The organism is Micromonospora sp. WMMD956 (genome assembly GCF_029626125.1).
Classification (GTDB): Bacteria; Actinomycetota; Actinomycetes; order Mycobacteriales; family Micromonosporaceae; genus Micromonospora; species Micromonospora carbonacea.
The window spans coordinates 4,083,272-4,096,839 of sequence record NZ_JARUBI010000005.1; the positions used below are offsets into that span (position 1 = coordinate 4,083,272).

The 13,568-nt window shown below is 69.0% G+C and carries 1 protein-coding gene; it reads left to right on the forward strand.

All coding sequences use genetic code 11. From position 1 onward, the window contains the following. Positions 1-197: 197 nt before the first annotated feature. Positions 198-13,553 carry a type I polyketide synthase gene (locus tag O7628_RS18760; protein WP_278132327.1) on the forward strand — a complete coding sequence of 4,452 codons (13,356 nt, stop codon included), beginning with the start codon at positions 198-200 and terminating at the stop codon, positions 13,551-13,553. Positions 13,554-13,568 lie beyond the last annotated feature (15 nt).

Genomic DNA, 13,568 nt, shown 5'->3' on the forward strand with positions numbered 1-13,568 from the left:
CGGATCAGCAGTTCATTGGCTCGGCCGGCCCGGAGCTGACATGGCCTGGTGAAGCCGAAAACCACCGGCCGCCGTCGCTGCAAGCGCCCGCCGGGACGATGCGAGTTGTGGGCGCAGACGCGTGCAGCGCAGCGCAGCCGTCCCCGCCGGACCGCGGATGGGCTTTCCCAGCATCGTTCTTCGACCCAGGAGACCTCATGACCGTGCAGAGTGACGTGTTGCGCCACCGCGATATCGCCGTCATCGGGATGTCCTGCCGGCTTCCCGGCGCGCCGAGCATCGAGGAATTCTGGGACCTGCTGTGCAGCGGGCGGAGCGCGGTCGACCGCCAGCCCGACGGCGGTTGGCGGGCGGTGATCGATGGGAAGGGAGAATCCGACGCCGCGTTCTTCGGCATGTCCCCGCGCCAGGCCGCCGCGGTCGACCCGCAACAGCGCCTGATGCTCGAACTCGGCTGGGAGGCACTGGAGAACGCCCGCATCCGACCCGCCGACCTGAAGGGCTCCGACACTGGCGTCTTCGTGGGGCTCACCGCCGACGACTACGCCACCCTGCTGCGCCGCTCCGGCACGGCCATCAGCGGACACACCGCGACAGGCCTGAACCGCAGCCTCACGGCCAACCGTCTCTCGTACCTGCTGGGTCTGCGCGGCCCCAGCTTCACCGTGGACTCCGCGCAGTCGTCGTCCCTGGTCGCCGTCCACCTGGCGTGCGAAAGCCTGCTGCGGGGCGAGAGCGCGGTCGCCGTCGTCGGCGGGGTGAGCCTCATCCTGGCCGAGGAGAGCACCGCCGCCATGGCGCGCATGGGGGCACTCTCCCCTGACGGGCGTTGCTTCACCTTCGACGCCCGGGCCAACGGCTACGTCCGTGGCGAGGGTGGCGTGGCCATGGTCCTCAAGCCGCTGATCCGCGCGGTCGAGGACGGCGACCAGGTGCATTGCGTCATCCGGGGCGGTGCCGTCAACAACGACGGCGGTGGCCCCAGCCTCACCCATCCCGACCGGGAGGCACAGGAGGCACTGCTGCGCCGGGCGTACGAGCGGGCGGGGGTGGCCCCCGAACACGTCGACTACGTCGAGCTGCACGGCACCGGGACGAAGGCCGGCGACCCCGTCGAGGCGGCGGCCCTCGGGGCGGTGCTGGGTGTCGCCCGCGGCTGCGACAACCCACTCGCGGTCGGATCGGTCAAGACCAACGTCGGCCACCTGGAGGGGGCGGCCGGCATCACGGGCCTGCTGAAGGCGGTGCTGTGCGTACGTGAGGGGGTGCTGGCGCCGAGCCTCAACTTCCGTACGCCGAACCCGGACATCCGCCTCGACGAGCTGAACCTCCGGGTTCAGACGGAACTGCAGCCGTGGCCGGGTGACGGGACGGGCCGCCCGCGTGTCGCCGGAGTGAGTTCCTTCGGCATGGGCGGCACGAATGCGCATCTGATTCTCGAACAGGCTCCGGTGGCGGCTGAGGAAACGGCTGTTACCGATGCCGGTGTCGGTTCGGTTCGGGTGGTTCCGGTGGTGGTGTCGGCTCGTTCGACGGCGGCGTTGCGGGCGTATGCGGGTCGGTTGCGTGAGGTGTGTGTGGGTCTTTCCGATGGTGTCGGTTTGGTGGATGTGGGTTGGTCGTTGGTGTCGTCGCGGTCGGTGTTTGAGCATCGGGCGGTGGTGTTGGGTGGGGGTGTCGCGGAGGTGGTGGCGGGTTTGGATGGGGTGGTTTCTGGGGCGGTGAGTTCGGGTTCGGTGGTGGTGGGTTCGGTGGCGTCGGGTGTGGCGGCTGGTGGTGGTCGGGTGGTGTTTGTGTTTCCGGGTCAGGGTTGGCAGTGGGTGGGTATGGGGGCGGCTCTGTTGGATGAGTCGGAGGTGTTCGCTGAGTCGATGGTGGAGTGTGGGCGGGCGTTGTCGGGGTTTGTGGATTGGGATTTGTTGGAGGTGGTGCGCGGCGGGGCGGGTGGTGTGGGTGAGGGGTTGTTTGGTCGGGTTGATGTGGTGCAGCCGGTGTCGTGGGCGGTGATGGTGTCTTTGGCGCGGTTGTGGATGTCGGTGGGTGTGGTGCCGGATGCGGTGGTGGGTCATTCGCAGGGTGAGGTTGCTGCGGCGGTGGTGGCGGGTGTGTTGAGTGTGACCGATGGTGCGCGGGTGGTGGCAGTTCGGTCGCGGGTGATTGGTGAGGTGTTGGCCGGTGGTGGTGCGATGGTGTCGGTGGGGTTGCCGGTGGCGGTTGTGCAGGATCGGTTGTTGGGGTGGGGTGGTCGGTTGGGTGTGGCGGCGGTGAATGGTCCGTCGTTGACGGTGGTGTCGGGGGATGTGGATGCTGCTGTGGGGTTTGTTGGTGAGTGTGAGCGGGATGGGGTGTGGGTGCGGCGGGTGGCGGTGGATTATGCGTCGCATTCGCCGCGTGTGGAGGCGGTGGAGGGGACCCTGTCGCGGTTGTTGGATGGTTTGTGTCCGGGGCAGGGTCTCGTGCCGTTTTATTCGTCGGTGGTGGGTGGTGTGGTGGATGGCACGGGTTTGGATGGTGGGTATTGGTATCGGAATTTGCGTGAGCGGGTGTTGTTTTCGGATGTGGTGGGGCGGCTTGTTGGGGATGGGTTCTCGGGGTTTGTGGAGTGTTCGGGGCATCCGGTGTTGGCGGGTGGGGTGTTGGAGTCGGTGGCGGTGGTGGATCCGGATGTGCGGCCGGTGGTGGTCGGGTCGTTGCGCCGTGATGATGGTGGGTGGGGGCGGTTCTTGACGTCGGTGGGTGAGGCGTTCGTCGGTGGGATGAGTGTGGATTGGAAGTGTGTGTTCGCGGGGGCGGGCGCACGGTTGGTGGATTTGCCGACGTATCCGTTCCAACGACGCCACTATTGGGCACCGAACGCTGACGGCGCGCCAGCTCCGGTCCTCGATGATCACGCGGAGTCGGAGAACGAACCAGCCGAACCCGAGCCAGGGATTCGGGCCGAGCTTCTGACGTTGGCCGAACCCGAGCAACTGAACCGACTCCTGGCGACCGTTCGCGCCAGCACCGCCGTCGTTCTGGGCCTCGACTCGGCGCAGGCGGTCGATCCGGAGCGCACGTTCAAGGAGCATGGATTCGAATCGGTCACCGCCGTCGAGCTGTGTAACCACCTGCAACGCGGCACTGGGCTGCGGGTTCCCGCCTCGCTTGTATACAACCATCCCACCCCGATGGCCGCTGCCCGGAAACTGCAGGAAGAAATTCAGGGCCGGCAACCGGAGAACGTCGGGCAGGTCACCTCCATTGCTGCTGTGGATGATCCGGTGGTGGTGGTGGGGATGGGTTGTCGTTTTCCGGGTGGGGTGGTGTCTGCGGAGGGTTTGTGGGATTTGGTGTTGGGGGGTGGGGATGCGGTTTCGGGGTTTCCGGTGGATCGGGGTTGGGATGTGGAGGGGTTGTTTGATCCGGTGCGGGGTGTGGTGGGGAAGTCGTATGTGCGGGAGGGGGGGTTTGTGTATGACGCGGGGATGTTTGATGCGGAGTTCTTTGGTGTGTCGCCGCGTGAGGCGGTGGCGATGGATCCGCAGCAGCGCTTGTTTTTGGAGGTGTCGTGGGAGGCGTTGGAGCGTGCGGGGATTGATCCGTTGGGGTTGCGGGGTTCGCGGACGGGTGTGTATGTGGGGGTGATGGGTCAGGAGTATGGGCCGCGGTTGGTGGAGTCGGGTGGCGGGTTTGAGGGTTATTTGTTGACGGGGACGTCGCCGAGTGTGGTGTCGGGTCGTGTTTCGTATGTGTTGGGGTTGGAGGGTCCGTCGATTTCGGTTGATACGGCGTGTTCGTCGTCGTTGGTGGCGTTGCATTTGGCGTGTCAGGGGTTGCGGTTGGGTGAGTGTGATGTGGCGTTGGCGGGTGGGGTGACGGTGATTGCGGCGCCGGGGTTGTTTGTGGAGTTTTCTCGGCAGGGTGGGTTGTCGGGTGATGGGCGGTGTCGGGCGTTTGCGGGTGGTGCGGATGGGACGGGGTGGGCGGAGGGTGCGGGGGTGGTGGTGTTGGAGCGGTTGTCGGTGGCGCGGGAGCGTGGTCATCGGGTGTTGGCGGTGGTGCGGGGTTCTGCGGTGAATCAGGATGGTGGGTCGAATGGTTTGACGGCGCCGTCGGGGGTGGCGCAGCGTCGGGTGATTGGTGCGGCGTTGGTGGCGGCGGGTTTGGGTGTGTCGGATGTGGATGTGGTGGAGGCGCATGGGACGGGGACTCGGTTGGGGGATCCGATTGAGGCTGAGGCGTTGTTGGGGTCGTATGGGCGGGGTCGTGTGGGTGGGGCGTTGTTGTTGGGTTCGGTGAAGTCGAATATTGGTCATACGCAGGCGGCTGCGGGTGTGGCGGGTGTGATCAAGATGGTGATGGCGTTGCGGGCGGGGGTGGTGCCGGCGACGTTGCATGTGGATGTGCCGTCGCCGTTGGTGGATTGGTCGTCGGGTGGGGTGGAGTTGGTGACCCAGGTGCGGGGTTGGCCGGTGGTGGGTCGGGTGCGTCGTGCGGGTGTGTCGGCGTTTGGGGTGTCGGGGACGAATGCGCATCTGATTTTGGAGCAGGCCCCCGAGTTCGACGATCCTGCCGATACCGATACCGATACCGATACCGATACCGATGCCGGTGCTGGTGCTGATGCTGGTGTGGGTAGGGGTTTGTCGGTGGTTCCGGTGGTGGTGTCGGCTCGTTCGGTGGGGGCGTTGCGGGCGTATGCGGGTCGGTTGCGTGAGGTGTGTGTGGGTCTTTCCGATGGTGCCGGTTTGGTGGATGTGGGTTGGTCGTTGGTGTCGTCGCGGTCGGTGTTCGAGCATCGGGCGGTGGTGTTGGGTGGGGGTGTGGAGGAGGTTGTTGCTGGTCTCGGGGCGGTGGTTTCTGGGGCGGTGGCTTCGGGTTCGGGTGTGGGTTCGGTGGTGGTGGGTTCGGTGGCGTCGGGTGTGGCGGCTGGTGGTGGTCGGGTGGTGTTCGTGTTTCCGGGTCAGGGTTGGCAGTGGGTGGGTATGGGGGCGGCTCTGTTGGATGAGTCGGAGGTGTTCGCTGAGTCGATGGTGGAGTGTGGGCGGGCGTTGTCGGGGTTTGTGGATTGGGATTTGTTGGAGGTGGTCCGCGGCGGGGCGGGCGGTGTGAGTGGTGTCAGTGATGGGTTGTTTGGTCGGGTTGATGTGGTGCAGCCGGTGTCGTGGGCGGTGATGGTGTCTTTGGCGCGGTTGTGGATGTCGGTGGGTGTGGTGCCGGATGCGGTGGTGGGTCATTCGCAGGGTGAGGTTGCTGCGGCGGTGGTGGCGGGTGTGTTGAGTGTGACCGATGGTGCGCGGGTGGTGGCAGTTCGGTCGCGGGTGATCGGTGAGGTGTTGGCCGGTGGTGGTGCGATGGTGTCGGTCGGACTGCCGGTGGCGGTTGTGCAGGAACGACTGGCGGGGTGGGGTGGTCGGTTGGGTGTGGCGGCGGTGAATGGTCCGTCGTTGACGGTGGTGTCGGGGGATGTGGATGCTGCTGTGGGGTTTGTTGGTGAGTGTGAGCGGGATGGGGTGTGGGTGCGGCGGGTGGCGGTGGATTATGCGTCGCATTCGCCGCATGTGGAGGCGGTGGAGGCGACCCTGTCGCGATCGCTGGATGGTTTGTCTCCGGGGCAGGGCCTCGTGCCGTTCTATTCCTCCCTGGTGGGTGGTGTGGTGGATGGCACAGGTCTGGATGGTGGGTATTGGTATCGGAATTTGCGTGAGCGGGTGTTGTTTTCGGATGTGGTGGGGCGGCTTGCCGCAGACGGGTTCTCGGGGTTTGTGGAGTGTTCGGGGCATCCGGTGTTGGCGGGTGGGGTGTTGGAGTCGGTGGCGGTGGTGGATGCGGATGTGCGGCCGGTGGTGGTCGGGTCGTTGCGCCGTGACGACGGTGGGTGGAGCCGGTTCCTTACGTCGGCGGGTGAGGCGTTCGTCGGCGGCATTAACGTTGACTGGAAGTGTGTGTTCGCGGGGGCGAGGGCGCGGTTGGTGGATTTGCCGACGTATCCGTTCCAACGACGCCACTACTGGGCACCGACGCCCACCAACCCCGCCACCCGTCCCGCTACGGGCGATACCACCACCGCCGACCCGGTGGGTGGTCTGCGGTATCGGATCACCTGGAAACCGCTGCCGACCGACGACCCCCGACCCCTCACCAACCGCTGGCTACTCATCGCCGACCCGGGGGCCGCCGACTCGGAGCTTGCCGCAGACATCACAGCAGCGCTCGTTCGCAGGGGCGCCGAGGTCGAGTTGCTGGCCGTGGATCCGCTCGCGGGCCGGGCCCGGATCGCCGAACTGCTCGCCACCACGACGGCTGGGTCGCTGCCGCTGTCGGGCGTCGTGTCTCTTCTCGGGCTTGTGCAGGATGCGCATCCCCAATACCCCTCCATCGGAATGGGCGTGGTCTCGTCGCTGGCGCTGGTGCAGGCCATCGGTGACGCGGGAGCCGAGACTCCTTTGTGGAGCGTCACGCAGGGGGCGGTGGCTGTGGTGCCCCAGGAGGCGCCGGATGTGTTCGGTGCGCAGGTGTGGGCGTTCGGGCGGGTGGCCGCCCTGGAACTGCCGGACCGCTGGGGCGGCCTGGTCGACCTTCCGTCCGTACCGAATGCCCGGATGCTGGACCAACTCGCCAACGCCCTCGCCGGAGCGGACGGCGAGGACCAGATCGCGGTACGCGGTTCGGGGATCTACGGGCGTCGGGTGACGCGCGCGGCGGGCACTGCGCGCCGGGAATGGCGCCCTCGCGGGAGCATCCTGGTGACCGGAGGTACGGGAAGCCTGGGTGGCCGGGTGGCCCGGTGGCTCGCTCGCAACGGTGCCGAACACCTCGTTCTCACCAGTCGTCGGGGTGCCGACGCCCCGGGTGCGGCAGAGCTGGAAGCTGATCTTCGCGCGCTCGGTGTCGAGGTGACCATGGCCGCCTGCGATGTAGCGGACCGGGCTGCGCTGTCCGAGGTCCTGGCGGCGCATCCGCCCACTGCGGTCTTCCACACCGCCGGAGTCCTGCACGACGGTGTGATCGACACGCTCGCCGCCGAACACATCGACGAAGTCTTCCGTCCGAAGACCGCTGCCGCGCTGCTGCTCGACGAACTCACCCAGCACCAGGAGCTGGACGCCTTCGTCCTCTTCTCATCGGTTACCGGAGTCTGGGGCAACGGCGGCCAGGCGGCGTACGCGGCGGCGAACGCATCGCTGGACGCCCTGGCGGAGCGGCGTCGTGCCGCAGGCCTTCCCGCCACCTCCATAGCTTGGGGACTGTGGGGCGGCGGTGGCATGGCGGAGGGGATCGGCGAGCAGAACCTGAACCGCCGTGGCATCACGGCCTTGGACCCGGAACGCGGCATCGCCGCTCTGCAGCAGGCCCTCGACCGCGATGACGTGTCTGTCACCGTCGCCGACGTCGACTGGGCGGCTTTCGCTCCGCGTCTCGCCGACCTGCGCTCGGGGCGGCTCTTCGATGGGGTGCCCGAGGCCAGGAGCGCGCTCGATGCCCGGAAAGTGGACACCGAGTCGCCGAGCGCCGGCCTTGCGCAGCGGGTGGCGGGGATGCCCGACGCGGAACGGCAGCGGGTCCTCCTCGAAACGGTGCGGGCGGCGGCGGCCGCGGTCCTGAGGCACGAGACGGTGGATGCGGTCGCGCCCACCCGGGCCTTCAAGGACGCCGGCTTCGACTCGCTCACGGCGCTCGAACTGCGCAACCACCTCAACAGCACGACCGGTCTGAGTCTGCCTCCGACGGTGGTCTTCGACCACCCCACCCCGTCCACGTTGGCGAAGTTCCTGGAGGGCGTCCTCGTCGGCGCTTCTGCCGAGGAAGTCCCGGTGACTACCGCAGCCGAGCCCGTCGACGAGCCTATTGCCATCGTCGGCATGGCCTGCCGCTACCCCGGCGGAGCCGACACTCCCGAGAAGCTCTGGGACCTCCTGCTGGCCGGTGCTGACGTCATCGGCCCGGCCCCCGACGACCGGGGCTGGGACGTGGACTCCTTCTTTGATCCGGTGCCGGGTGCCGCGGGGAAGTCGTATGCGCGGGAGGGGGGGTTTGTGTATGACGCGGGGATGTTCGATGCGGAGTTCTTTGGTGTGTCGCCGCGTGAGGCGATGGCGATGGATCCGCAGCAGCGCCTCTTGTTGGAGACGTCATGGGAGGCATTGGAGCGTGCGGGAATCGATCCGGCGGGTCTGCGGGGTAGCCGGACCGGCGTGTACTCCGGCCTGACCCACCAGGAGTATGCCGCCCGTCTGCACGAGGCTCCGCAGGAACTCGAGGGCTATCTGCTCACCGGCAAGTCGGTGAGCGTCGCGTCGGGTCGTGTTTCGTATGTGTTGGGGTTGGAGGGTCCGTCGATTTCGGTTGATACGGCGTGTTCGTCGTCGTTGGTGGCGTTGCATTTGGCGTGTCAGGGGTTGCGGTTGGGTGAGTGTGATGTGGCGTTGGCGGGTGGGGTGACGGTGATTGCGGCGCCGGGGTTGTTTGTGGAGTTTTCTCGGCAGGGTGGGTTGTCGGGTGATGGGCGGTGTCGGGCGTTTGCGGGTGGTGCGGATGGGACGGGGTGGGCGGAGGGTGCGGGGGTGGTGGTGTTGGAGCGGTTGTCGGTGGCGCGGGAGCGTGGTCATCGGGTGTTGGCGGTGGTGCGGGGTTCTGCGGTGAATCAGGATGGTGGGTCGAATGGTTTGACGGCGCCGTCGGGGGTGGCGCAGCGTCGGGTGATTGGTGCGGCGTTGGTGGCGGCGGGTTTGGGTGTGTCGGATGTGGATGTGGTGGAGGCGCATGGGACGGGGACTCGGTTGGGGGATCCGATTGAGGCTGAGGCGTTGTTGGGGTCGTATGGGCGGGGTCGTGTGGGTGGGGCGTTGTTGTTGGGTTCGGTGAAGTCGAATATTGGTCATACGCAGGCGGCTGCGGGTGTGGCGGGTGTGATCAAGATGGTGATGGCGTTGCGGGCGGGGGTGGTGCCGGCGACGTTGCATGTGGATGTGCCGTCGCCGTTGGTGGATTGGTCGTCGGGTGGGGTGGAGTTGGTGACCCAGGTGCGGGGTTGGCCGGTGGTGGGTCGGGTGCGTCGTGCGGGTGTGTCGGCGTTTGGGGTGTCGGGGACGAATGCGCATCTGATTTTGGAGCAGGCTCCGGAGTTCGACGATCCTGCCGATTCCGATTCCGATTCCGATACCGATGCCGGTGCCGGTGGCGGTGCTGGTGTGGGTAGGGGTTTGTCGGTGGTTCCGGTGGTGGTGTCGGCTCGTTCGACGGCGGCGTTGCGGGCGTATGCGGGTCGGTTGCGTGAAATGTGCGCGGGGTTGTCTGACGGTGGTGGCTCCGGTGGTGTCGGTTTGGTGGATGTGGGTTGGTCGTTGGTGTCGTCGCGGTCGGTGTTCGAGCATCGCGCGGTGGTGTTCGGTGGGGGTGTGGAGGAGGTTGTTGCTGGTCTCGGGGCGGTGGCTTCCGGGGCGGTGGCTTCGGGTTCGGTGGTGGGTTCGGTGGCCGCTGGTGTTGCTGCTGGTGGTGGTCGGGTGGTGTTTGTGTTTCCGGGTCAGGGTTGGCAGTGGGTGGGTATGGGGGCGGCTCTGTTGGATGAGTCGGAGGTGTTTGCTGAGTCGATGGTGGAGTGTGGGCGGGCGTTGTCGGAGTTTGTGGACTGGGATTTGTTGGAGGTGGTCTGCGGCGGGGCGGGTGACGGGTCCTTTGCTCGGGTTGATGTGGTGCAGCCGGTGTCGTGGGCGGTGATGGTGTCTTTGGCGCGGTTGTGGATGTCGGTGGGTGTGGTGCCGGATGCGGTGGTGGGTCATTCGCAGGGTGAGGTTGCTGCGGCGGTGGTGGCGGGTGTGTTGAGTGTGACCGATGGCGCTCGGGTGGTGGCAGTTCGGTCGCGGGTGATTGGTGAGGTCCTTGCCGGTGGTGGTGCGATGGTGTCGGTGGGGTTGCCGGTGGCGGTTGTGCAGGATCGGTTGTTGGGGTGGGGTGGTCGGTTGGGTGTGGCGGCGGTGAATGGTCCGTCGTTGACGGTGGTGTCGGGGGATGTGGATGCCGCCGAGGGGTTTGTTGGTGAGTGTGAGCGGGATGGGGTGTGGGTGCGGCGGGTGGCGGTGGATTATGCGTCGCATTCGCCGCGTGTGGAGGCGGTGGAGGGGACCCTGTCGCGGTTGTTGGATGGTTTGTCCCCGGGGCAGGGCCTCGTGCCGTTCTATTCCTCCCTGGTGGGTGGTCTGGTTGATGGCACAGGTCTGGATGGTGGGTATTGGTATCGGAATTTGCGTGAGCGGGTGTTGTTTTCGGATGTGGTGGGGCGGCTTGCCGCAGACGGGTTCTCGGGGTTTGTGGAGTGTTCGGGGCATCCGGTGTTGGCGGGTGGGGTGTTGGAGTCGGCGGCGGCGGTGGATCCGGATGTGCGGCCGGTGGTGGTGGGGTCGTTGCGCCGTGACGACGGCGGATGGAGCCGGTTTCTGACGTCGGTGGGTGAGGCGTTCGTCGGCGGCATCAACGTTGACTGGAAGTGTGTGTTCGCGGGGGCGGGCGCACGGTTGGTGGATTTGCCGACGTATCCGTTCCAACGACGCCACTACTGGGCCCAGACCTCGCCCGCTGGCGTCGGGACGGCCGCGGCGGCCCGGTTCGGCATGGAGTGGGAGGACCATCCCCTGCTCGGGGGTGCGCTGTCGGTCGGCGGCTCCAGGAGCCTGCTTCTGGCCGGGCATCTGTCGCTCGCCTCGCACGCCTGGCTGGCCGACCATGCCGTGTCCGGCACCGTGCTGCTGCCCGGTACGGCCTTCGTGGAACTCGCCCTGCACGCCGCCGCTGCGGCTGGCTGTCCGGAGGTCGAGGAGCTGCGGCTGGAAGCTCCCCTGGTGGTGCCGGCCAGGGGCGGGGTGCGGCTCCAGGTGCTCGTGGACGACCCCGACGACGGATCCGACCGCCGCGCGGTGAGCGTGTTCTCCCGGGACGATGCGGCGCCGGCCGAGTCCGCCTGGACGCGGCATGCGGTGGGCGTCCTGGCCTCGCGGTCGCGGCCCGCACCGGCTGCGCCCTGGCACACCGACGCCTGGCCACCTTCGGGCACGGAGCCGGTCGACGTGGCCGACCTGTATGAGCGGTTCGCGGCGCTGGGCTACGAGTACGGGGAGGCGTTCGCCGGGCTCCAGGGGGTCTGGCGGGGGGACGGCGAGGTGTTCGCCGAGGTGCGGCTGCCCGACCGGGTCAGCGCGGAGGCCATTCGCTTCGGGCTGCATCCCGCACTGCTCGACGCCGCCCTACAGGGGTGGTTGGCGGGCGACCTCGTCGGCGTCCCCGAGGGCAGCGTGCTGCTGCCCTTCGCCTGGCAGGGCGTCGTGCTCCACGCCACCGGCGCCGACACTCTGCGGGTTCGCATCGGCCGGTCCGGTGACTCGGCCGTCTGCCTGCACGCGGTGGACCCGGCCGGTGCTCCGGTCCTCTCGTTGGACGCCCTGGCCCTGCGTCCGCTCGTCCGGGAACGCCTCGGGCTGCCCGCCGATGCCGGAGCCGGGGCGTTGTACCGGGTCGGCTGGCGACGGCAGGCCGCCGTTGCCGGGGCAGCCGACGAGCGGTGGGCGGTCGTTGCCCCGAACGGTGCCGAGGCGGACGGGGCCGCCGGGCCGCACCGGTGGCCGGTCGCCACCGTCGACGTGCACACCGACGTGGACTCGCTGCGGGCGGCCCTGGACGCGGGCGCGGAACTGCCCGCCGTCGTCCTCGCCGACTTCCGCAGGGCCGCCGGCTGGAGCGCCGACAGTTCGCTGGCCGCCGGCCCGTCGCCCAACGACGGCGCGGTGGGCGACGGCGCGGTGGGCGACGCCCGGGCCGGGGCCGTCCGGGCGGCAACCCGGGCGGGGCTGGATCTGCTGCAACGCTGGCTGGCCGACGAGCGGTTCATCGCGGCCAGGCTCGTGGTGGTCACCGAACGGGCCGTGGCCGCCGGGCCGGACGAGGACGTGCCGGGCCTCGTCCACGCGGGACTGTGGGGCCTGCTCCGGTCGGCCCAGTCGGAGCACCCGGACCGCTTCGCGCTGGTGGACGTCGACGCGGACGACAGCTCGCTCGCGGCGCTGCCGTCGGCCCTCGCCATGGGCGCGCCCCAACTGGCGGTGCGGGCCGGTCAGATCCTGCTGCCCGAGATCGAGCCGGTGCGGCCCGTACCCGAGCCGGAGCAGGCGGAACCCGAACCGGGGGCCGTCCTGGACCCCGACGGCACGGTCCTGCTCACTGGCGCGACCGGCACGCTCGGTGGGCTGCTCGCCCGGCACCTGGTGACCACCCGTGGTGTGCGCCGGCTGCTGCTGGTCAGCCGCAGCGGTCCGGACGCCCCCGGTGCCGGCCGGCTGACCGAGGAGCTGAGCGGGCTCGGCGCCCACGTGACGCTGGCCGCCTGCGACACCACGGATCGCGCCGCGCTGGCCGGCGTCCTGGGCGGCATCCCCGCCGAGCATCCGCTGACCGCCGTGGTGCACGTGGCCGGCGTACTCGACGACGGGGCGGTGCAGGCGCTCACCCCCGAGCGGGTCGACGCGGTGCTCCGGCCGAAGGTGGACGCGGCACTGCACCTGCACGAACTGACTGCGGGGCTGCCGCTGGCCGCGTTCGTGCTGTTCTCCGGGGCGGCGGGGATCCTGGGCCGGCCCGGCCAGGCCAACTACGCGGCGGCGAACACCTTCCTGGACGCCCTGGCGCAGCACCGGCGGGCCCGGGGCCTGCCCGGCCTCTCCCTCGCCTGGGGTCTTTGGGGGTTGGCCAGCGACATGACGGGCCACCTGGGCGAGCAGGACCTGCGGCGGATGCGGCGCTCCGGCATCGCCCCGATGACCGGAGAGGAGGGCCTCGCGCTGTTCGACCTGGCCCTCGGCCTGGCCCGGGACGAACCGGTGCTCGTGCCGGCCCGGCTGGACCCGGCGGCGCTGCGTCGGGAGTGGGCCGCCAACGGACCGGGCGCCGTCCCGGTCCTGCTGCGGGGTCTGGTGCCGGCGGCTCCGCTCCGTCGCGCGGCCTCGTCGGGCGCCGCCGGCGGTGCGCCCGCGCCCGCCGTCGCCGCGCCGCAGGAGGCGGACGAGCTGCGCGGGCAACTGGCCGGGAAGGACGCACAGGCCCAGTTTCGGCAACTGCTGGATCTGGTACGCGCCCATGTCGCCGGGGTGCTCGCCCTGCGGGAAGCGGCGGACGTGGACCCGGGCAGACCGTTCCGCGAGGTCGGATTCGACTCGTTGACCGCAGTCGAACTGCGCAACCGGCTGGGCTCGGCGACCGGCCTGCGGTTGGCGCCGAGCCTGGTGTTCGACCATCCGACCCCGTCGGCCGTGGCCGAGCACCTCGTGGACCGCCTCGCCGCCGAGGGGGCGGCTGACGAGGGCGCGGCGGCACTGACCGGACTCGACGCACTGGCTGCGGCGCTCGGCGGGATGCGGACGGACGACGTTCGCCGGGACATCGTCCGCAGGCGGCTGGAGGAGATGCTCGCCCTGGTCGGCGGGCCACGGTCCGGGCCGGCAGGTGACGGGCTGGTGGATGCCACGGTCGCCGAGCGGCTGGACTCGGCGTCCGACGACGAACTCTTCGCGCTGATCGAGGAGCAGCTGTGAACCCCGACCGAGGAG

Bases quoted from the DNA above. Each gene is read 5' to 3' on its own strand.
- O7628_RS18760 (WP_278132327.1), top strand. From the start codon at position 198: ATGACCGTGCAGAGTGACGTGTTGCGCCACCGCGATATCGCCGTCATC.